18 protein-coding genes and 1 pseudogene are annotated in these 20,721 nt (G+C 65.0%); 18 read left to right on the top strand and 1 reads right to left on the bottom strand.

All coding sequences use genetic code 11. The annotated features are described in order from the left end of the window. The 18 genes and pseudogenes from HNP71_RS00195 to guaA all read left to right on the top strand — a co-directional run bounded on the left by HNP71_RS00195 (position 1) and on the right by guaA (position 20,204). A complete protein-coding gene (locus tag HNP71_RS00195) occupies positions 1-705 on the top strand; it encodes an SPOR domain-containing protein (protein ID WP_183264843.1) in 705 nt (234 codons plus the stop codon). Further along, on the top strand, positions 705-1,556 hold the full coding sequence (nagZ, locus tag HNP71_RS00190; RefSeq protein WP_183264842.1) for a beta-N-acetylhexosaminidase: 852 nt from the start codon (positions 705-707) through the stop codon (positions 1,554-1,556). Before HNP71_RS00195 ends, nagZ begins: the two co-directional genes overlap by 1 nt. Next, complete coding sequence (locus HNP71_RS00185; RefSeq protein WP_183264841.1) at positions 1,553-2,236, top strand: site-2 protease family protein; 684 nt, start codon at positions 1,553-1,555, stop codon at positions 2,234-2,236. The genes nagZ and HNP71_RS00185 overlap by 4 nt, the downstream gene beginning before the upstream one ends. After that, positions 2,226-2,975, top strand: coding sequence for a segregation and condensation protein A (locus HNP71_RS00180; RefSeq protein WP_183264840.1), 750 nt, complete (start codon positions 2,226-2,228; stop codon positions 2,973-2,975). Before HNP71_RS00185 ends, HNP71_RS00180 begins: the two co-directional genes overlap by 11 nt. Next, entirely contained in the window at positions 2,968-3,552 is a 585-nt protein-coding gene (scpB, locus tag HNP71_RS00175) for an SMC-Scp complex subunit ScpB (protein WP_183264839.1), read from the top strand. The genes HNP71_RS00180 and scpB overlap by 8 nt, the downstream gene beginning before the upstream one ends. Beyond that, positions 3,549-4,217, top strand: coding sequence for a gamma-glutamylcyclotransferase (locus tag HNP71_RS00170; RefSeq protein WP_183264838.1), 669 nt, complete (start codon positions 3,549-3,551; stop codon positions 4,215-4,217). Before scpB ends, HNP71_RS00170 begins: the two co-directional genes overlap by 4 nt. A 19-nt stretch (positions 4,218-4,236) precedes the next feature. Next, on the top strand, positions 4,237-4,686 hold the full coding sequence (gene tatB / locus HNP71_RS00165; RefSeq protein ID WP_183264837.1) for a Sec-independent protein translocase protein TatB: 450 nt from the start codon (positions 4,237-4,239) through the stop codon (positions 4,684-4,686). A gap of 3 nt (positions 4,687-4,689) precedes the next feature. Beyond that, positions 4,690-5,475 carry a twin-arginine translocase subunit TatC gene (gene tatC, locus HNP71_RS00160; RefSeq protein WP_246344002.1) on the top strand — a complete coding sequence of 262 codons (786 nt, stop codon included), beginning with the start codon at positions 4,690-4,692 and terminating at the stop codon, positions 5,473-5,475. After that, positions 5,468-6,739 (top strand): serine--tRNA ligase, encoded by a 1,272-nt coding sequence (gene serS / locus HNP71_RS00155; RefSeq protein WP_183264836.1) that lies wholly within the window; start codon positions 5,468-5,470, stop codon positions 6,737-6,739. Before tatC ends, serS begins: the two co-directional genes overlap by 8 nt. A gap of 155 nt (positions 6,740-6,894) precedes the next feature. Continuing rightward, positions 6,895-8,046 carry an efflux RND transporter periplasmic adaptor subunit gene (locus HNP71_RS00150; RefSeq protein ID WP_343062168.1) on the top strand — a complete coding sequence of 384 codons (1,152 nt, stop codon included), beginning with the start codon at positions 6,895-6,897 and terminating at the stop codon, positions 8,044-8,046. Continuing rightward, on the top strand, positions 8,043-11,138 hold the full coding sequence (locus tag HNP71_RS00145) for an efflux RND transporter permease subunit (protein WP_183264835.1): 3,096 nt from the start codon (positions 8,043-8,045) through the stop codon (positions 11,136-11,138). The genes HNP71_RS00150 and HNP71_RS00145 overlap by 4 nt, the downstream gene beginning before the upstream one ends. Continuing rightward, positions 11,135-14,420, top strand: a pseudogene (locus tag HNP71_RS14390) (efflux RND transporter permease subunit). Before HNP71_RS00145 ends, HNP71_RS14390 begins: the two are co-directional and overlap by 4 nt. Further along, positions 14,417-15,838: an efflux transporter outer membrane subunit gene (locus HNP71_RS00135; RefSeq protein WP_183264834.1), complete on the top strand. Its 1,422-nt coding sequence runs from the start codon at positions 14,417-14,419 to the stop codon at positions 15,836-15,838. Before HNP71_RS14390 ends, HNP71_RS00135 begins: the two are co-directional and overlap by 4 nt. A 165-nt stretch (positions 15,839-16,003) precedes the next feature. Continuing rightward, positions 16,004-16,210 (top strand): cold-shock protein, encoded by a 207-nt coding sequence (locus HNP71_RS00130; RefSeq protein WP_183264833.1) that lies wholly within the window; start codon positions 16,004-16,006, stop codon positions 16,208-16,210. A 145-nt stretch (positions 16,211-16,355) separates the two neighbouring features. Next, positions 16,356-16,799 carry a BLUF domain-containing protein gene (locus tag HNP71_RS00125; RefSeq protein ID WP_183264832.1) on the top strand — a complete coding sequence of 148 codons (444 nt, stop codon included), beginning with the start codon at positions 16,356-16,358 and terminating at the stop codon, positions 16,797-16,799. Positions 16,800-16,829: 30 nt separating this feature from the next. After that, positions 16,830-18,107, top strand: a complete 1,278-nt coding sequence (locus HNP71_RS00120) for an RsmB/NOP family class I SAM-dependent RNA methyltransferase (protein WP_183264831.1) — start codon at positions 16,830-16,832, stop codon at positions 18,105-18,107. Next, positions 18,104-18,637 (top strand): GNAT family N-acetyltransferase, encoded by a 534-nt coding sequence (locus tag HNP71_RS00115; RefSeq protein ID WP_183264830.1) that lies wholly within the window; start codon positions 18,104-18,106, stop codon positions 18,635-18,637. The genes HNP71_RS00120 and HNP71_RS00115 overlap by 4 nt, the downstream gene beginning before the upstream one ends. Positions 18,638-18,653: 16 nt before the next feature. Continuing rightward, on the top strand, positions 18,654-20,204 hold the full coding sequence (gene guaA / locus HNP71_RS00110; RefSeq protein ID WP_183264829.1) for a glutamine-hydrolyzing GMP synthase: 1,551 nt from the start codon (positions 18,654-18,656) through the stop codon (positions 20,202-20,204). Positions 20,205-20,278: 74 nt separating this feature from the next. Here guaA and HNP71_RS00105 read toward each other — a convergent pair whose 3' ends face one another. Continuing rightward, positions 20,279-20,539 (bottom strand): GlsB/YeaQ/YmgE family stress response membrane protein, encoded by a 261-nt coding sequence (locus tag HNP71_RS00105; RefSeq protein WP_183264828.1) that lies wholly within the window; start codon positions 20,537-20,539, stop codon positions 20,279-20,281. Positions 20,540-20,721 lie beyond the last annotated feature (182 nt).

Raw genomic sequence — 20,721 nt, 5'->3', positions numbered from 1 at the left:
TTGCAGGACCCGGACGACGATTTTCTCTACCAGCCGCATCGGGAGAGGGGCGAGCGCCTCGACCCCGCCTTGCGCCGCATGGTGCTTGGGGCGGGCGGGGTAACGCTGCTCGTCATCGTCGTGGCGCTGGGCTGGAGCGGCCTCCGCACCGGCGGGTTCGGCCCGCCGCCTGTGGTCAATCCGCCGGATGTGCCCCTGCGCGTGGCACCGCAGAGCCCAGGCGGGCTCGAGGTGCCAGGGGCGGATGTGCCCATCATGTCCGGCCAGACTGCGCCGCAGGGTACGCCACAGCTGGCCCCAACATCCCAGGCTCCCGCCGTGGCCGAGCTGGACCAGGCCGCCGGGCTGAACCAGCCGCCGCAACCCGCTCCGTCAGCCCCGGTGCGGCCTACAGCCGCGGCACCCACCCCGGCCCCTCAGGCCGCCAGCCCCCCGGTACCCGCGCCCGCCAAGCCCGGCGGCCCCGCCGATGTGCAGCTTGCCGCCACGCCGGACGAGCCCAGCGCCGCCGCCACTTGGGCCAGTCTGCAAAGGAAGTACCCGGATTTGTTGGGGAACAAGAAGCCCGTGATCATTCCCGCCGTGGTGAACGGCAAGAGCGTTTGGCGCCTGCGCGTCAGCGGTTTTGCCAGCGCTGACGAGGCGAAATCCTTCTGTGCCCAGCTCACCGCCAAGGGCGCGCAATGCGCGGTGGCGGCGTTCTGATGAAGCCTGTCATTCTCGGCATTTCCGGCCCGGCGCTGATGCCGGAAGAGCGCGATCTGTTCCTGGCGCACCGCCCGCGCGGTGTAATCCTGTTCGGCCGTAACATCGTGGACCCGGCTCAACTCGCGACGCTGATGGCCCAGCTGCGCGAAGCATTGCCGCCCGGGGCCGTGCTGATGGTGGACCAGGAGGGCGGGCGCGTGGCCCGACTGAAGCCGCCGCACTGGCCCGCTTTACCCCCCGCAGGCAGCCTGCGCACAGCGGAGGAAGCCTTCGCCCATGGCCGCGCCCTGGGCGTTATGGTGCGCGAGGCCGGCTTCACCATGACCGCCGCTCCGGTGCTGGATCTACGTGTCCCCGGTGCGTCGGACGTGGTGGGCGACCGCGCCATCACCGGCGATCCCGAAACCGTGGCCGCGCTCGGTGGTGAGATCGCCCGGGGCATCATGGCCGAGGGCATCACCCCGGTGATGAAGCACATCCCCGGCCATGGCCGCGCGCTGGTGGACAGCCACGTCTCGCTGCCCCGCGTGCCTGAACTGACCAACGACGACCTGCTGCCCTTCATCCGCAACAAGCATTTGCCTTGGGCGATGACCGCGCATGTGGTCTATGAATCCATCGACCCCGCGCGCCCCGGTACGCTATCGCCCATCGTCATCCGCGAGATCATCCGGGGCAAAATCGGCTTTACCGGCACGCTGGTGTCGGACGATCTGGCCATGGGCGCGCTTTCTGGAGCCACCCCGGCCGAGCGGGCGCTGGCCGCGCTGGCGGCGGGGTGCGACATCGCCCTCTATTGCCCCGGCGACATGGAGGGCAACCGCGCCGTGCTGGAGGCCCTGGCATGAGTGGCGCCATGCTTCTGCTGCTGGCGCTGGCTCCGGCGATCATCCTGCACGAGCTGGCGCATGGCTATGTCGCGCATCTGCTCGGTGACGATACGGCCAAGAATGCCGACCGGCTCACCCTCAACCCGCTCAAGCATATCGACCCATTCGGCTCCATTGGCCTGCCTTTGCTGCTGGCCCTCGGGCAGCTTGCCACCATCGGTCATGTTGAGTTCCTCTATGGCTGGGCCAAACCGGTGCCGGTCAACCCGATGAACCTCAACATCAAGGGCCGCTACAACCCGCGCCGCCTGATGGGCGTTGTTGGCATCGCGGGCCCGGCGATGAACTTTGCCCTCGCACTCGCCGCCGGGTTCGCCATTCATGGCGGGGTGGGGCTGGAATATCTGGCCTATTTCATCGAGATCAATCTGGTGCTGGGGCTGTTCAACCTCATCCCGCTACCGCCCATGGATGGCGGGCGCGTTGCCGTGGCTCTGTTGCCGCTGCCTTTGGCCATCCGGCTGGCCAGTACCGAGCGCCTGGGCATCCTGCTGGTGTTGCTGGTGCTGTTCATCCTGCCCGCCGTGCTGGGGCAGTTTGGCGTCGCCTTCGACCCGTTCCAGGACGCGATGAGCGTGATTTTGCCCTGGGCCGAGCATTTGGTCCTCGCGCTTACGGGGAACGACGTTGGAAACTGAAGCCCTCGTCCTGCATCTGGAGGGGTATGACGGCCCGTTGGACCTGCTGCTCGAACTCGCCCGCACGCAGAAGGTGGACATCGCCAAGATCTCCATCCTGCAACTGGTCGAGCAGTTCCTGGCGGTCATCGAGGGCGCGCGGCGCGTCCGCCTGGAGCTGGCCGCCGATTGGCTGGTGATGGCGGCTTGGCTCACTTGGTTGAAATCCCGCCTACTGGTGCCGCAGCTCGGCGAACCCGAGGATGTGGAGTTGGCCGCCGAGACGCTTGCCGCCCGGCTTATCGACTTGCAAGCCACGCGTCAGGCCGCCGCTTGGCTGGGCCAGCGCCCGCAACTGGGGTGGGACGTATTCCCGCGTGGCGAGCCGGAGGATTTTACCGAGACCGACCGCTCCAAGCTCAAGCTCGACCTCGCCGGCCTGCTCTCTGCCTATCTGGCCGCGCGCCGCCGTGCCGGGGCCAAGCAGCGCTACCGGCCCAAGCCGATGGTCTATCTCTCTGTGCGTGAGGCGTTGGACCGTATCGGCAAGCTGCTCGGTGCGTTGCCGGACTGGGCCTCGCTGGAGCAATTCCTGCCCGAGGGGCTGGAAGAAGGCATCCCCAAACGCGCCGCCATCGCAGCAACCTTGATTGCGGGCTTGGAAATGGCCAAAGATGGCCGCTTGAATCTGCGCCAGGACCGGAAATTCGGCCCGATTCTGGTTAGCAACCGGACGGAGCTTGAGGCAGGCGATGAGTAACGACATGATCCAGGCCCTGCGCGTGGCGGAAGCGGCGGTATTTGCCGCCACCCAGCCGGTCACGCCGCGCATGCTGGCCACGATCCTGCCCGAGAACACCGATGTGGACGCCGTGATGGGCGCGCTCACCACGGCCTACGCCGAGCGCGGGGTAAATCTGGTGCAGGTGGGCGGCGGCTGGCAGTTCCGCACCGCGCCCGACATTGCACCACATTTGCGCAAGGTGGTGGAACTGCCGCGCCGCCTGCCGCGCGTGGCCATGGAGACTTTGGCGATCATCGCCTACCACCAGCCGGTCACCCGCACCGAGATCGAGGAAATCCGTGGCGCCGCGCTCTCCCAGGCGACGCTGGACCTGTTGCTGGAGAATGCGCTGGTCACGCCCAAGGGCCGCAAGGAGACGCCGGGACGCCCCACGCTCTGGGCCACCACCCCAGCCTTTCTGGCGCAGTTTGGGCTGAACGATTTGCGCGATTTGCCCAAGCGCGAGGAGCTGCTCATCGATCCCGCGGGGCCGGCCCCCGCGCCGCAACCGGCCTCGGTGTTTCTGCCCGAGGCGCGAGACGAAGCTCCATGACCCTGCGCATCACCCGGGAAACGCTGCTCAACGGCACCGTGCGGGAGATGCAGCGCCACCATGCCAGCACCCATCCGGATATGCACTGGCGCACCGAGGCCGAGATGGCCCGGCTGCTGCATCAGGCCCTGGCCGAGTTGGGGGAGGGGCAGGATCTCTGGGTGTTCGGCTACGGCTCGCTCATCTGGAACCCAGCCTTTGAGTTCGTGGAGAGGCGCTGCGCCCTGCTGCGCGGCTGGCACCGGCGCTTTTGCCTGAAGATGTATATGGGGCGTGGCACGCCGGAAAATCCGGGGCTGATGTTGGCGCTGGACCGGGGCGGGGCCTGCCGGGGGGTGGCCTTCCGCATCGAGGCGGCGAAAGTGCCGCAGGAGCTGGGGTTGCTCTGGCAGCGTGAGATGTATGGCGGGTCCTACAATTCCCGCTGGGTCACGTTGCAGGCTGGTGGGGAGAGCTTCCGTGCGCTCACCTTTGTCATCAACCATGCACATCCGCGTTATACGCGCGAGCTGACCGTGGAGCAGATTGCCGCCATCATCGACACCGCCAAGGGCGATTTAGGCACCTGCCGCGAGTATCTGGAGAACACCATCGCGCATCTGCGCCAGCTCGGCGTGCGCGATATGGGGCTCACCCGCATCGCCGCAGCTTTGCCGAAACGCTAGAGCCTGCTAGCACACCGCCATGTTCGGATTGTCCTGGGGTGAGATCGCATTGATCCTGGCTGTGGCGCTTATCGCCATCGGGCCGAAGGATCTGCCTGTCGCCATCCGCACCGTTACCGGCTTCATCAAGAAGGCCCGCGGCATGGCCGCCGAGTTCCAGGGCCATGTCGATGAGATGATGCGCGAGGCCAATCTCTCGGACGTGAAGACCGAGATCGACAAGCTCCGCCGCTTCGACTTCAAAACCGCCGCCGAGCAGGCCGTGGACCCGGATGGCGCGCTGCGCCAGACCGTGAGCGAGGTGAGGCAGGCCACTCAGGCGGCCACCACGGCCACGCCGGCCTACACTCCGCCGCCCGTGGTGGTGGAGGAGCCGCCCGAGGCGCCGGATTTCATCCCGCCCGATGCCGCCCGTAAACCGCCCGTGCCGGGCTTCATTCCGCCCGGTACCAAGCGCTGGGGATTTTAAGTGATGGCCGACGCCAAGCCGGATAACGACGAAATCAACGATAAGGAAATGCCTCTGCTGGAGCATCTGGCCGAACTGCGCCGCCGGCTGATCTGGTCGGCGCTGGCCTTCATCGTGGCTTTCCTCGTTTGCTACCATTTCGCGCCCAAGATCTACGAGTTCCTCGCCGCCCCTCTGGCCCATGCGCTTGAAGCCAGGGGCGAGAAGCCGGAGTTGATCTACACCGCGCTGTACGAAGCATTTTTCACCTATGTGAAGGTCTCTGTCTTCGCCGCCGCGTTCATCTCGTTCCCCGTGGTCGCCTCGCAGCTTTGGCTGTTCATCGCGCCGGGGCTGTATAAACGCGAGAAGCGGGCCCTGCTGCCGTTCCTTGTCGTCACGCCGATCCTGTTTTTCGCGGGCGGGGCGCTGGCCTATTACGTGTTCTTTCCCGTGGCCTGGAAATTCTTCCTCTCTTTCCAGCAGATGACGGGCGGGGTGGAAATCTCGCTGATGGCCCGGGTGAGCGATTACCTGGACATCGTGATGAAGCTGATCTTCGCCTTCGGGCTGTCGTTCGAGCTGCCGGTGCTGCTCACGCTACTCGGCAAGGTCGGCATCATCAACGCCGCCGCTTTACGCAAATACCGCCGCTACGCCTATGTGGGCTGCTTCATCCTCGCCGCAATCATGGCCCCGCCGGATGTGCCCTCCCAGGTGCTGATGGCTGGCCTGCTGATCTTCCTGTTCGAAATCTCGGTCTTCTCGGTGAAGTTGGTCGAGCCAAAGATGGACGCTGACAATGCATGACATAAAGACAATTCGTGACGATGCCGCCGGGTTCGATGTCGGGCTCGCCCACCGCGGCATCCTGCCGGTCTCCAAGGAGCTGCTGGAGCTGGACGAACAGCGCCGCGCCGCCCTGGCAAAGCAGCAGGAATTGCAGGCCAGCCGCAACGCCCTGGCCAAGCGCATTGGCGAGGCCAAGCGCGCCAAGGCCGACACGGCCGAGTTGGAAGCCGAGGGGGCGAAGATCCGCGCCGAGATGGAGGCACTGGACGCCGAAGGCCCGCGCCTCGATGCCCTGCTGCGAGACATGCTCTCCAAGATCCCCAACCTGCTCGACGCCGCCGTGCCCGAGGGCAGGGATGAGGCCGACAACAAGATGCTTAAGCACTGGGGCGAGAAGCGCGATTTCGCCTTCCCCGTGAAGCAGCATTTCGAGCTTGGCGAAGCCCTGGGGCTGATGGATTTCTCCGGTGCGGCCAAGCTCGCGGGCGCGCGCTTCACAGTGCTCAAGGGCGCTCTGGCGCGGCTGGAACGCGCGCTGGGGCAGTTCATGCTCGATGTCCACACCACCGAGCACGGCTATTCCGAGACCACCGTGCCCCTGCTGGTGAACGACGCCACCATGTTCGGCACCGGCCAGCTACCCAAATTCGCCGAGGATCTGTTCCAGACCACAGATGGCCGCTGGCTCATCCCCACCGCGGAAGTCTCGCTCACCAACCTCGCCGCTGGTGAAATCCTGCCCGCCGCCAAGCTGCCTATGCGCCTGACCGCACTCACTCCCTGCTTCCGTTCCGAGGCTGGGTCCGCCGGGCGCGACGTGCGCGGCATGCTGCGCCAGCACCAGTTCCACAAGGTGGAACTGGTCAGCATCACCAAGCCCGAGGAGTCCGGGGCCGAGCATGAGCGCATGACCCGCGCGGCTGAGACGATCCTGGAACGCCTCGAACTGCCCTATCGGCGCATGCTGCTCTGTGCGGGCGATACCGGCTTCTCCGCCGTCAAGACCTATGACCTCGAGGTTTGGGTGCCGGGGCAGGAGACGTATCGCGAGATTTCCTCCTGCTCCAACACCCGCGCCTTCCAGGCCCGGCGCATGAACGCCCGCTACCGCGCGGGCGAGGCCAAGCCGGATTTTGTGCATACGCTCAACGGCTCGGGCGTGGCGGTGGGGCGCGCCCTCATCGCGGTGCTGGAGAACTACCAGAACGAGGACGGCTCCATCACCATCCCGGCTGCGCTGCGCCCCTATATGGGCGGGCAGGAAAAAATTACCGCCGCTTGACGAGCGACGGGGTTACTCTTTGTCATTAACAGGTAACCGGGTGACCGGGACATCCAATCCATAAAAGGCTATAGGCATGGCCGGTTTATGGGGAGACAAAGAGCGTGGCAGAGGCGGGCGGGCAGCGCAGACGGTTCAGAAAACGCTGGGTTTTCGTGGCGCTTGCGCTGATTCTGGGGCTGTTTGTCTGGTGGCGGCATAGCGGCACGGCGCCGCAGGCTCATGGCGGTGGCGGAGTTGCCGTTGGCGTGGCCAAGGCGGTTTCCGGCTCCATGCCGGAGGTGCTGGACGAGCTTGGCACCGTCACCCCCATCACCACCGTGACCGTGCTGCCGCAGATCAGCGGCTACATCACCCAGGTTGCCTTCACCGAGGGGCAAAGTGTCACCGCCGGGCAGTTCCTGGTCCAGATTGACCCGCGCCCCTACCAGATCCAGCTTGAGCAGTACCAGGCCGCCTTGGCCAAGGACAGCGCAGCCCTGGCCCAGGCTCGTTCCGACCTTGCGCGCTATCAGAAGCTGGCGGCGCAGGACAGCATCTCGGCGCAGCAGGTGGCGGACCAGCAATTCCTGGTGGCGCAGGATGAGGCCGCCACGAAATCCGACCAGGCGAATATCGACAGCGCCAAGCTGGACCTCGTTTATTGCCACATCACCTCGCCGATCACCGGCCGTGTCGGCCTGCGCCTCGTCGATATCGGCAACTACGTCACCTCCGGCAGCTCCACCGGCCTTGCCGTGGTCACCAGCATCTCGCCAACCACGGTCATTTTCTCGGTCTCGCAAACCGATCTGGCACCCGTGCTCACCCGGCTGGGGCAGGGGGCGCAGCTCCCGGCAACCGCCTATTCCAGCGACGACACGACCAAGCTGGAGGATGGCACACTCTCCGCCGTGGACAGCCAGATCGACACCTCCACCGGCATGGTCAAGCTGCGCGCCGATTTTCCCAACGCCGACGGAGCGCTGTTTCCCAATGAGTTCGTGAACGTGCATCTATTGGTGAACACGCTCCAGAACGCCACGCTGGTGCCAACCCAGGCGGTGCAGACCGGCGCGCCCGGCACTTACGTGTACCTGGTACAGCCGGACAACACGGTGCGTGTGCAGCCCGTCACCACCGGGCCCACGGATGGCACCAACACCGTCATCACCAAGGGCCTATCCGCCGGTGATGTGGTGGTGACGGATGGTGTGGACCGCCTCTCGGATGGCATGAAGGTGCAGGTCGCCAACACCACGGCCGTGGCCTCGGCGGATAGCCCGGCAGCGCAGCGCCATCGCCACCATACCGCCGCCGCGCAGTGAATCCGTCCAAGCTTTTCATCCTCCGGCCGGTCGCGACTTCGCTGCTGATGATCGCCTTCGTGCTGGTCGGGTTGGTGGCGTTCAAATACCTGCCCGTCTCGGCGCTGCCGGATGTGACCTACCCCACCATCCAGGTGCAGACCTTCTACCCCGGCGCCTCCCCGGAGGTGATGACCTCCGCCGTCACCGCGCCGCTGGAACGCCAGCTCGGCGAGATGACGGGGCTGAACCAGATGTCTTCCTCCAGCTCGGCGGGGGCGTCGGTCATCACCTTGCAGTTCGATCTCTCCCTCAGCCTGGACGTGGCCGAGCAGGAGGTGCAGGCGGCCATCAACGCGGCGGGAAATCTGCTGCCCTCCGACCTTCCAGCCCCGCCCGTTTACGCCAAGGTGAACCCCGCCGACGCGCCGGTGATGACGCTTGCCATCACCTCCAAGACGATGAACCTCACCGATGTCGAGACCATCGCCAATTCGCGGCTTGCCTCTAAGCTGTCGGAAATTCCTGGCGTCGGCTTGGTCACGGTGAGCGGCGGCAACGTGCCCTCCGTGCGGGTGGAGGTGAACCCGCAGGCGCTCGCCGCATATGGCATCTCGATTGACAATATCCGCACCGATATCGGCAATCTCAACGTCAATTCGCCCAAAGGCAGCTTCTCCGGCCCGAAGCAGAATTTCACCATCAACGCCAACGACCAGATCACCGAGGCCAGCGAATATACGCGGCTGGTGATCGCCTACAAGAATGGCAACCCGGTCTATCTTGGGGACGTGGCGAAGATCATCTCCGCGCCGCAGGATGCGGAGCTGGGCGCTTGGGCCAATCGCACGCCCGCCATTGTGCTCAACATCCAGCGCCAGCCCAATGCCAATGTCATCGCCACGGTCGATGCCATCAAGAGCGCGCTGCCCATGCTCACCGCCGGGCTGCCGGCGGCTATGCAGGTCGCCGTGATGAGCGACGGCACCAGCTCCATCCGCGCCTCCGTCTCCGATGCCGGGTTCGAGCTGGCGCTCTCCATCCTGCTCGTGGTCGCCGTCATCTTCGTGTTCCTGCGCAACATGCGCGCGACCATCATCCCCAGCATTTCGGTGCCGGTTTCGCTCATCGGCGCGCTGGCCTTCATGTATCTTTCCGGCTTCTCCATCGACAATCTCTCGATCATGGCGCTGATCATCGCCACGGGCTTCGTCGTCGATGACTCCATCGTGATGATCGAGAACATCGCCCGTTATCTGGAGATGGGCGAGAAGCCACTCGATGCGGCGCTCAAGGGCGCGGGGCAGATTGGCTTCACCATCATCTCGCTCACCGTGTCGCTCATCGCGGTGCTGATCCCTCTGCTGTTCATGGGTGATGTTGTCGGGCGGCTGTTCTCCGAATTCGCGGTGACTTTGGCCTTCACCATCATCATCTCGGCGGTGGTCTCGCTGACCCTGGTGCCGATGCTGTGTTCACGCCTGCTGCACGCCAAGGCCGAGGAACATCCGAACCGCTTCGAGCGCTGGAACGAAAAGCAGTTCGAGCGCCTGCTGGCGGCTTATGGGTACGCGCTCACCTGGGTGCTGAAACATGCACGGCTCACGCTGGTCGTGGCGGTGGGTACGCTGGTACTCACCGTGCTGCTCTACGTGTTCATCCCCAAGGGCTTCTTCCCGGTGCAGGATACGGGCGTCATCGAGGGCTTCTCCCAGGCGTCGCAGGGCACCTCCTACGCCGCCATGGCCGAACACCAGCAAGCCCTGGCCGACGCGATATTGAAGGACAAGGATGTTGTCAGCCTGACCTCTTATATCGGCATCGACGGCAGTAACACCACGCTCAACCAGGGGCGGTTCCTCATCAACTTGAAGCCCAAGAGCCAGCGAAGCCTCTCCGCCGCGGGAATGATCCCCCGGCTGAGCCAGGAGGTTGCGGGCGTGCCGGGCGTGGCGCTGTATTTCCAACCGGTGCAGAGCCTCACGCTCAACACCACGATCTCGCCCACGCAGTACCAGTTCGCGCTGGAGGGAGCTGCCCAGGCCGATCTGCAAACCTATGTGCCCAAGCTCATGGCCAAGCTCCAGGCGCTGCCGGAGCTGACGGGCGTTGCCGACGGGCTGCAGGCGGCTGGGCAATCCGTGTACGTGAATATCGACCGCACAAGCGCCGCGCGCTTCGGCATCACCCCGGCGACGGTGGACGCCGCGCTCTACGACTCCTTCGGCCAGCGCATCATCTCCACCATTTTCACGCAGACTGACCAGTACCGTGTGATCATGACCGTGGACCCGGCGAAGATGACCTCGGCCGCCTCGCTTGGGAATATCTACCTGCCATCCTCCGCCGCCTCGGGCGGGCAGGTGCCGCTTTCCGCCATCGCCAGCTTCACCGTTCAGTCCGCGCCGCTGCTGGTTGAGCATCTGGGCCAGTTTCCGGCCACCACCATTTCGTTCAACCTCGCGCCCGGTGCCTCGCTTGGCGGGGCGGTGAAGGCGATTCAGCAAGCCGAGGCCTCGCTCAGCCTCCCGGCCTCCATGCGGACGAGCTTCCTGGGCGCGGCGGCGGCGTTCCAGAACGCGCTGAGCAACGAAGTGTTTCTGCTCATCGCGGCGATCATCGCTGTCTATATCGTGCTTGGCGTGCTGTATGAGAGTTTCATCCACCCGGTGACGATCCTCTCCACCTTGCCATCGGCGGGCATCGGCGCGCTCATCTTCCTTTGGCTCTCGGGCGAGGGGCTGGACGTCATCGGCATCATCGGCATCGTGCTGCTCATCGGCATCGTCAAGAAAAACGCGATCATGATGATCGACTTCGCGCTGCACGCCGAGCGCGTTGAGGGCAAATCCCCGCGCGATGCCATCTACGAAGCCGCGCTGCTGCGCTTCCGCCCGATCCTGATGACCACGCTCGCCGCCATGTTCTCCGGCCTGCCGCTTATCTTTGGCGGCGGCATGGGCTCGGAGCTGCGCACGCCGCTGGGCATGGCTATTGTCGGCGGGCTGCTGGTGAGTCAGGTGCTCACGCTGTTCACCACCCCGGTCATCTATCTGGCGTTCGACGCTCTGGCCCGCCGCTCCGGTCTGCGCCTGGGGAGCGCCGGGGCATGAACATCCCCGGCATCTTTATCCGCCGCCCGGTGGCGACGATCCTTCTCACAATCGGGATCGCGCTTTCGGGTATTCTCGGCTTCCTGAAGATGCCGGTGGCCCCGCTGCCGCAGATCGCCTTTCCCACCATCCAGGTGCAGGCCAACATGGCCGGCGCCAGCCCGGAGACGATGGCCGCCACGGTGGCCGAGCCGCTGGAGCGGCATCTGGGCACCATCGCCGACGTTACCGAGATGACCTCGCAATCGGGCATCGGCGTCACCCGCATCACGCTGCAATTCGGGCTGGACCGCGATATCGACGGCGCGGCGCGCGACGTGGAAGCCGCGATCCAGGCCGCGCGCGCGGATCTGCCGACAACATTGCGCGCCAACCCCAGCTACGAGAAATTCAACCCGGCGGATGCGCCGGTCCTCGTGCTGGCCATGACCTCGGACACGATGACGCCCGGTCAGCTTTACGATTCTGCTGACACCGTGCTGGCCCAGCAATTCTCGCAGATCGAGGGGGTGGGCAACGTGGAGCTCGGCGGTGCGGCGCTGCCCGCCGTGCGTGTGGAGTTGCAGCCTGGTCCGCTGGCCAAATACGGCATCGGGCTGGAGGATGTGCGCGCCGCCCTGGCCGCGGCCAATGCCAATTCGCCGAAGGGCTATTTTGACATCGGCTCCACCCGCTACCAGCTCTACACCAACGACCAGGCCAAGCTCGCCGCGCAGTACCAAGATCTGGTCATCGCCTACCGCAACGGCCAGGCGGTACGGCTCTCCGATGTCTCGGATGTCGAGAACTCTGTCGAGAACTTGCAGAATGCCGGCTATTATAACGGCAAACGCGCGGTGCTGGTCATCATCCATCCCAGCCCCACGGCGAATGTGATTCGCACGGTGGACAAGATCAAAGCCCTGCTGCCGCAGCTGCGCGCCGCCTTGCCGCCAGCGATCAATTTCGGCGTGGCCATGGACCGTTCGCAGTCCATCCGCGCGGCGTTGGACGATACCGAGCGCACGCTGTTCATCGCCGTGCTGCTGGTGGTGGGGGTGGTGTTCGTCTTCCTGCGCTCGCCGCGCGCCACGCTCATCCCTGGCCTTGCCGTGCCGGTCTCCATCCTCGGCACGTTCGGGCCGATGTATCTGCTCGGTTTCTCGGTGGATAACCTCTCGCTCATGGCGCTCACCATTGCGACCGGTTTCGTGGTGGACGACGCGGTGGTGGTGACGGAGAACACCATACGGCATCTGGAGGACGGGATGGACCCGCTGAACGCCGCCCTACGCGGGGGGGGCGGAGGTGGGGTTCACCGTACTCTCGATGAGCGCCTCGCTGATCGCGGTATTCCTGCCGATTCTGATGATGCCCGGCCTGCTGGGCAAATTGTTCCAGGAATTCGCCGAGACGCTGTCGCTCACCATCGTCATCTCGCTGCTGGTTTCGCTCACCACCACGCCCATGCTCTGCGCCCTGCTGCTGCGCCAGGAAACCGCGAAATCCGAGGGCTGCATCCTCACGGCGCTGGAGCGCGGTTTCGTCGCCACGCGCGCGGCGTATGAGGACTCGCTGCGCTGGGCGCTGCGCCATGCCAAGCTGGTGGGCTTTGGGCTGATCCTTACCGTGGTGCTTAACGTGGTGCTGTTCGTGGTGGTGCCGAAGGGCTTCTTCCCCGAGCAGGATACCGGGCTGATCATGGGCCAAGTGCAGGCGGACCAGTCCATCTCCTTCGCCGCGATGAAGCAGAAGCTGCTGCAACTGCAGACCATCGTGCAGAAGGACCCGGGGGTGGAATCCGTCGCGGGCTTCACCGGCGGGCGGACCACCAATACCGGGATGCTGTTCATTACGCTGAAGCCAATGGCCCAGCGCCATGTCAGCGCCACGCAGATTGTGGCGCGGCTGCGCCGTCCGCTTGGGCAGGTGCCCGGTGCGCAAATCTACCTGGTTCCGGCGCAGGATCTGCGAGTTGGCGGGCGGCAGGGCAATGCCGAATATCAGTACACGCTGCAAAGCGACGACGCGGCGGCTCTCTACGCCTGGGTGCCAAAGATCGTGGCCGCGCTGAAGCAGGACAAGCGGCTGGTGGACGTGAACTCCGACATGCAGCAAGGCGGGCTGGAGACGGATATCCACATCAACCGCCCCATGGCGGCACGGCTCAACATCACCCCCAGCGAGATCGACAACACGCTCTACGACGCCTTCGGCCAGCGCGGTGTCTCCACCATCTATAACGAGCTGAACCAATACAAGGTGGTGATGGAGTTGGCGCCGAAATACCAGCAGACACCGCAGGATCTGGCGCGGATTTACATCAGCACCTCGGGTGGCAAGGCGAGCGGCACATCCTCCAGCCAGCTGGCCGCCGGCGCGGTGGTGACGAACACCAAAACCACCAACACCACCTCCACCGTCGCGCTGGATTCCGCGACCAACGCGGCGATCAACTCCGTCGCTACCAGCACCGGGGGCGGCGCGTCCTCGGGCGCGGCGGTGAGCACCAACAGCGAGACCATGGTGCCGCTCTCCGCCATCGCCACGATCAGCCCCGGCACCACGCCAATCTCCGTGAACCACCAGAGCGGGCGCGTGGCCGCCACCATCTCCTTCTCCCTGCCGCAGGGTGTTGCGCTCGGCACCGCTGCCGCGGCCATCGAGAGCACCATGGCCAAGCTCGACGTGCCGCTGACGATTACCGGCAGCTTCGCCGGTACCGCCGCCGCGTTCCAGTCTTCATCGGCCTCCGAGCCGCTGCTCATTCTGGCGGCTATCGCCACGGTCTATATCGTGCTCGGTATTCTCTACGAGAGCACGATCCACCCGATCACCATTCTTTCCACCATCCCCTCGGCGGGAGTGGGCGCCACGCTGTTCCTGCTCATGCTCAACACGCCGCTCACCATCATCGCGCTCATCGGCGTCATCCTGCTCATCGGCATCGTCAAGAAGAACGCGATCCTGATGATCGACTTCGCCATCCAGCTGGAGCGAGGCGAGGGGCTGGCGCCGGAGGAGGCGATCTTCCGCGCCGCCAGCCTGCGCCTGCGGCCGATTCTCATGACAACCTTCGCCGCCATTCTGGGGGCGCTGCCGTTGGCCATCGGGCTGGGGCAGGGGGCAAGTCTGCGCCAGCCGCTGGGGCTTACCATCATCGGCGGGCTGGTCGTGAGCCAGGCTCTCACGCTCTACACCACGCCGGTGGTGTATCTGTGGCTGGAACGGCTCGCGATGAAGCTGCGCGGTGGGCAGGACAAGGCGGCGCCGCGCAAGGGCGGTATTGTGGAGGCGTTATGAAGTGGTTGAGCGTGCTGGGGGCATTGGCCCTGACCGGCTGCATGGTGGGGCCCGATTACCACAAGCCCGCGCTGCCGGTGCCCACCGCCTACAAGACCGCCCCCGGCTGGGTGGCTGCAAAGCCCGAGGACGGCGCGCCGAAGGGCGCATGGTGGGGCGTGTTCAACGATCCGGTGCTGAACCAGCTGGAACCGCAGGTGGCGGTGAACAACGCCACGCTCAAGGCGGATTATTTCGCCTATCAACAGGCCATTCAGATCGTCCAGGCCGAGCGCGGCAGCCTCTTTCCCAGCCTGGGCCTCACCGGCAGCGCCACGCGCCAGTTCGGCTCCAGCGGTGTTGGCCCCAGCACCTCCGGCACGTTCGAGGGCAGCGCCTCCTGGACCATCGACATCTGGGGCAAGATCCGCCGCCAAGTGCAGGGCGATGTTGCCGCCGCCCAGGTGAGCGCCGCCGACCTCGCCAATGCCACGCTGAGCGTTCAGGCGGCGCTGGCCGCCGACTATGTCGATCTCCGCGCCGCCGATGCCGCCATCGTCTTGTACCAGCAGACGGTCACGGCCTATCAGCGCAGCCTGCGAATCACCGAGAATCAGGCGGCGGCAGGCACGGCAGCGCCGTCGGACGTGCTTACCGCCCGCACCGCGCTGGAGGGCGCGCAGTCCCAGCTCATCAATGCCGGGGCGGCGCGGGCGCAGTATGAGCACGCCATCGCCGTGCTCACGGGCCATGCCCCGGCCGAGCTTTCCATTCCGGCGGGAGGCCAGATCGCCAACGTGCCCGTCACCCCGCCCGGCGTGCCGAGCACGTTGCTGGAACGCCGCCCGGATATCGCCGCGGCCGAGCGCACCATGGCCGAGGAGAATGCGCTGATCGGCGTGCAGGTCGGCGCCTATTACCCGGACATCACCCTTTCAGCCCTCGGCGGCTATGCCGCCAACCCCATCACGGGGCTGTTCGACACGTCCAGCGCGCTGTGGTCGTTGGGCGCCGATGTCTCCGAGACGGTGTTCGAAGGCGGCATTCGCGCCGCCGACGTGAAGGCCGCCGAATACGCCTATGACCAGAGCGTGGAGACCTACCGGCAGACCGTGCTGAACGCCTTCCAGGGTGTGGAGAACGACCTCTCCAACCTGACGATCTACGAGCAGCAGGCGGCGGTGCAGGAACAGGCCGTGGCCGATGCCGCCCGCGCCGTGCAGATTGCCCTTAACGAATACAAGGCTGGCACCGTGGCCTACACCACCGTGGTGCAGGCGCAGGTGACGCTGTTGCAGGACCAGCAGAGCCAGCTCGCCATCCAGCAGAACCGTTTGCTGGCCAGCGTGGCGCTGTTTCAGGACCTGGGCGGCGGGTTCTCGGCCGCCGATCTGCCGAGCGCCGAACAGATTCAGGCCAAGCTGCCATTTGCCCCGTAATATTGTTTGCGGTTTGCTGCGTAAGGGCGTATAGAGTGTGCACGGCGCTTTTCGTTATCACTAGTTGCGTGCTTCCCCTGCTTTCGCAGTCCGGCCCCCTCCCTGACAACTGAAGAGTTCTTTAGCCCGCATGTTGCGGGTCGCTGTTTGTTAAGGAGATGCGACATGGCATCAGGTACTGTGAAATGGTTCAACGCCACCAAGGGCTACGGCTTCATTCAGCCGGATGACGGCTCCAAGGACGTTTTCGTGCACATCTCGGCTGTCGAGCGCGCGAATCTCGGCTCGCTGAACGAAGGCCAGAAGCTTCAGTATGAAGCCAAGCCGGGCCAGCAGGGCAAGGTTTCGGCCGAGAACCTGAAGGCCATCTAAGGCTTTCAAAGTTTACGGAAAGGGCGGTGCGGCAACGCGCCGCCCTTTTTTGTGCCTGGCAGCTTGCGCTGGCCACGAACCATGAGAGAAACAACTTCAGCGTGCCAGCGCCGTGGTGGTCCTGGTTCCGCAACGGACGAGGCATATGCCGTATTCGCTGCTTTACGTCAGCAGGACCTTGCTGAAATTCCCCGCCGGGAATGCAGAGGTGAAGAATATCGTTGCCGTCTCGCTGGCCCGTAACGCCGGGCTGGATGTTACGGGAGCCCTCATCTCCACCCCCTCTTATTTTGCTCAAGTGCTGGAGGGGGCGCAGCCCGCCGTGGCCGAACTGATGAGTAGCATCAGGCGCGACCAGCGCCATGCCGAGGTCAAGATCTTGACCGAGGGAGAGGTGCCGGTGCGCCGCTTTTCCAACTGGTCGATGGCCTATTCTGGCTATGCCACCTATGTGGATGACTATATCGAGCCGTTCTTTGCCCTCGCGTCCCCGGCCCAGGCGGCAAGGCTGAGCCAGCGCCTGATCCAGCTGATGCTGGAATTCACCCGCCAAGAACCCGGTATGAAGCCAGGACCATCCCGGCTATAGCCGGGATATGATTCTTCTTAGCACTCGCCCATGACCCCCGCCGGACAACTTGCCGCCGCCATCGACCTTCTGACCGAGATCGAGGCCGACCCGCGCCCGGCCGACGCCGTGGCCAACCATTTCTTCCGCAACCGCCGCTTCATCGGCGGTGGAGACAGGCGCGCCGTCAGCACGCTGGTCTGGGGCGTGCTGCGCGCGCGGCGGCATCTCGGCTGGTGGCTGGAAAAGCTCCGCGCGCCGCAAACGCCACGCCTGCTGCTCGCCGCCCAGGCCATTTTCTCCGGCCAGACGCCGCATAAGATCGCGCTCGCCTTCACCTCCGGGCGCTATGGCCCGCCGCCGCTATCACCGGAAGAATCGGCTGTCCTGGAACGCTTCGCCGGGCACACGCTGGAGCACCCCGAGATGCCCGAGGCGGTGAAATACGAGATCCCGGATTGGATTCTGCCCAAGCTCAAGGCCCAGTTCGGCTCGGCCCTGGAGGCCGAGATGGCGGCGATGAACGAGCCCGCGCCGCTGGATCTGCGCGTGAACATGCTCAAATCCACGCGCGAGGCCGCGATCGGCGCCCTGGCGCGGGAAGGGCTGCGGGCCGAGCCCACCGCCTATTCCCCTTGGGGGCTGCGCCTTGCCAACCGGCAGTCGGTCACGCAGGGCCAGGCGTTTCAGGATGGGTTGGTGGAAATCCAGGACGAGGGCAGCCAGCTCATAGCCCTGGCCGTGGACGCTCACCCCGGCATGCGCGTGGTGGATTACTGCGCGGGGGCGGGCGGCAAGACGCTCGCCATCGCCATGACCATGGAGAACAAAGGCCATATAGTCGCCTGCGATGTCTCAGTTCCCCGCCTTGAGGGCGCGATCAAGCGCCTGCGCCGCGCCGGGGTGCATAACGCCGAGAGGCATCTGCTGGAGCCGGGCGATAAATGGCTCAAGCGCCAGGGCCAGAAATTCGACCGCGTGCTGGTCGATGCTCCTTGTTCGGGAACCGGCACCTGGCGGCGCAACCCCGATGCCAGGACCCGCCTGACCGAAGCGGACCTTGCCGAACTCACGCAGAAACAGGCGATGATTCTCGATCAGGCACAAAAATTGGTGAAGCCGGGCGGAAAACTTGTTTACGCGACGTGCTCCGTGCTCAATGATGAGAACGAATCACAGGTGGAGGCGTTCCTGGCCCGATACCCGATGTTCGAGCAGCTTCCCATCGAGGCTCCTGCGGCGTTGCGCGGGGCTGCGTTGAGGCTTTCGCCCCGCGTGCATGGCACGGACGGGTTCTTCGCCGCCGTGCTGGTCCGGCGCGAAACGTGATCGCGCTGCGCCGCGCCAGGCTGGCTGACGCACCCGGCATCGCCGCGGTTCACGTCGCCACTTGGCGCAGCGCCTATGCGGATATTCTGCCGGAAGCCTACCTGGCCGGTCTCTCCATCTCCCGCCTCGCCCGGCAATACGAGCATCTCATCCGGCTTGGCTTTGGTGTGCATGTCGCCGCCAGCTACAACGCGCCGGGCGAGCCGCCGGTGCTGGGCTTTGCCACCGCCGGACGCGGGCGCGATCCGCGTCTGGGCGAGGGCGAGGTGGAGATGCTCTACGTGCTGGACGATTACCGCGACCGGGGCCTTGGCGGCCAGTTGCTGCGCGCCTCGGCCAAATATCTGGCCCAGATGGGGTGCCGCTCCGCCTATGCCTGGGTGCTGCGCGACAATCTCTCCCGTTACTTTTATCAGCGCCTGGGTGGTAAATGCATCGCGGCGGGGACGACACAGGTGGCCGGAGAAGATATCCCGCAGACCGCTTATGCCTGGGATCCGCTTACGACTCTCTTGGACGTGACGGCCTGATGCGCTAGGTGAGCGCATGAGCGATGAAAAGATTCTGATCCTGGACTTTGGCAGCCAGGTTACCCAGCTGATTGCCCGCCGCGTGCGCGAGAGCGGCGTGTATTGCGAAATCATTCCCTTCAACGCCGATGTGGCGCGGATGCAGGCTTTTGCCCCCAAGGGCATCATCCTCTCCGGCGGCCCGGCCAGCGTGGCCGAGGAAGGCTCGCCCCGCGCCCCGCAATGGGTGTTCGAGGCTGGCGTGCCGGTGATGGGCATCTGCTACGGCCAGATGACCATGTGCGTGCAGCTCGGCGGCGAGGCCAAGGGCGCCGAGATCCGCGAATTTGGCGCGGCCTATGTGGATGTGGTGGCCGATTGCGCGCTGTTCGAGGGCGTGTGGTCCGTGGGCGCGCGCGAGAAGGTGTGGATGTCCCATGGCGACCACATCTCCGCTCCCCCGCCCGGCTTCCGCACAGTCGCCGTCTCCGAGGGCGCGCCCTACGCGCTCATCGCCAATGACGAGCGCCGCTTCTACGGCGCGATGTTCCACCCCGAGGTGGTGCACACCCCGCATGGCGCGCAGCTTATCCGCAATTTCACCCATAAGGTCTGCGGCTGCTCCGGCAACTGGACGATGGCGGGTTTCCGCCAGGCCGAGATCGCCAAGATCCGCGCCCAGGTCGGCTCCGGCCAAGTGATTTGCGGCCTCTCCGGCGGCGTCGACTCCTCCGTGGCGGCGGCGCTGATCCACGAGGCGATCGGCGACCAGCTCACCTGTATCTTCGTGGACCACGGCCTGTTGCGCGCGGGCGAGGCCGAGGAAGTGGTGCGCGTGTTCCGCGACCAGTTCAACATCAAGCTGATCCACCGCGATGCGTCCGATCTGTTCCTAGGCCAGCTCGCAGGCGTTACCGACCCCGAGCAGAAGCGCAAGATCATCGGCAAGCTGTTCATCGATGTGTTCGATGAAGAGTCGCAGAAGCTCGGTGGCGCGGAATTCCTGGCCCAGGGCACGCTGTACCCGGATGTCATCGAATCCGTCTCCGCCATTGGCGGGCCATCGGTCACCATCAAGTCGCACCATAATGTCGGCGGTCTGCCCGCTTACATGAAGCTGAAGCTGGTCGAGCCGCTGCGCGAGCTGTTCAAGGACGAAGTCCGCGCTCTGGGCCGCGAGCTAGGCCTGCCCGAGACCATCGTGGGCCGCCATCCGTTCCCCGGGCCGGGGCTGGCGATCCGCGTGCTGGGCGAGGTGACACGCGAGAAGGTGGCGGTGTTGCAGAAGGCCGACGCCATTTACCTGGAAGAAATCCGCGCGGCGGGGTTGTACGATGCCATTTGGCAGGCTTTCGCCGTGCTGCTGCCGGTGAAGTCCGTCGGCGTGATGGGCGATGGCCGTACCTACGACAACGTGTGCGCGCTCCGCGCCGTAACCAGCACGGACGGCATGACCGCCGAGGTCTATCCGTATGATGTCGGCTTCCTCACCCGTGTTGCCGGGCGCATCGTGAACGAGGTGCGCGGCATCAACCGCGTGACCTACGACATCACCAGCAAGCCCCCCGGCACCATCGAGTGGGAATAACCAGGGGCTAGGCTACCAAAAGCAAGCCAGCCAAGCGGAGAATCCACCGCTTGGCTGGCTTTTCTGTATGGGTGTTACCGGTTCCTGTGGAACAAGAGGTTCCACAGGAAAATCACGAGTATGGCGCCGAGTGTCGCCACGATTGCCTCGATGATCAGGCCGCCGCCAAGATTGGCCAGCGGCGGAATGTGGTTCACGATAAAACCGCCAACAATGCCGCCGACGATGCCCAGGATGATGTCCATGAACAGGCCTGAGCCGCTCTTGTTGATAATATTGCTAGCGATAAAGCCGGCGATACCCGAAATCACGATCCAGACGATAAAGTGAATCATAGCAGCACGCCCCCTTGCTGTGGTCAGTATGTTTTATTCGGCGATGAAATCGCTGTTTTAGTGAAATGAATTTTACCTGTCTTGGCGTGCTGCGCCGATTGCCGAAAGATAAAATTTTATACTGGAAACACTGCCGCTGGTGCCAAGGTCCTCGGACGACTGATGTCGGCTCAAATCCGCGT

The sequence above is a fragment of the Acidocella aromatica genome (genome assembly GCF_014201825.1).
In the GTDB taxonomy this organism is placed as follows: Bacteria; Pseudomonadota; Alphaproteobacteria; order Acetobacterales; family Acetobacteraceae; genus Acidocella; species Acidocella aromatica.
Note: the sequence above shows the minus strand (reverse complement) of the source record. Positions and strands in the feature narration are given on the sequence as shown.

What these genes read in the sequence shown, in the direction of transcription:
- nagZ (WP_183264842.1), top strand. Translation starts at nt 705, where the DNA reads ATGAAGCCTGTCATTCTCGGCATTTCCGGCCCGGCGCTGATGCCGGAA.
- HNP71_RS00185 (WP_183264841.1), top strand. Translation starts at nt 1,553, where the DNA reads ATGAGTGGCGCCATGCTTCTGCTGCTGGCGCTGGCTCCGGCGATCATC.
- scpB (WP_183264839.1), top strand. Translation starts at nt 2,968, where the DNA reads ATGAGTAACGACATGATCCAGGCCCTGCGCGTGGCGGAAGCGGCGGTA.
- HNP71_RS00170 (WP_183264838.1), top strand. Translation starts at nt 3,549, where the DNA reads ATGACCCTGCGCATCACCCGGGAAACGCTGCTCAACGGCACCGTGCGG.
- tatB (WP_183264837.1), top strand. Translation starts at nt 4,237, where the DNA reads ATGTTCGGATTGTCCTGGGGTGAGATCGCATTGATCCTGGCTGTGGCG.
- tatC (WP_246344002.1), top strand. Translation starts at nt 4,690, where the DNA reads ATGGCCGACGCCAAGCCGGATAACGACGAAATCAACGATAAGGAAATG.
- serS (WP_183264836.1), top strand. Translation starts at nt 5,468, where the DNA reads ATGCATGACATAAAGACAATTCGTGACGATGCCGCCGGGTTCGATGTC.
- HNP71_RS00135 (WP_183264834.1), top strand. Translation starts at nt 14,417, where the DNA reads ATGAAGTGGTTGAGCGTGCTGGGGGCATTGGCCCTGACCGGCTGCATG.
- HNP71_RS00130 (WP_183264833.1), top strand. Translation starts at nt 16,004, where the DNA reads ATGGCATCAGGTACTGTGAAATGGTTCAACGCCACCAAGGGCTACGGC.
- HNP71_RS00125 (WP_183264832.1), top strand. Translation starts at nt 16,356, where the DNA reads ATGCCGTATTCGCTGCTTTACGTCAGCAGGACCTTGCTGAAATTCCCC.
- HNP71_RS00120 (WP_183264831.1), top strand. Translation starts at nt 16,830, where the DNA reads ATGACCCCCGCCGGACAACTTGCCGCCGCCATCGACCTTCTGACCGAG.
- guaA (WP_183264829.1), top strand. Translation starts at nt 18,654, where the DNA reads ATGAGCGATGAAAAGATTCTGATCCTGGACTTTGGCAGCCAGGTTACC.
- HNP71_RS00105 (WP_183264828.1), bottom strand. Translation starts at nt 20,539, where the DNA reads ATGATTCACTTTATCGTCTGGATCGTGATTTCGGGTATCGCCGGCTTT.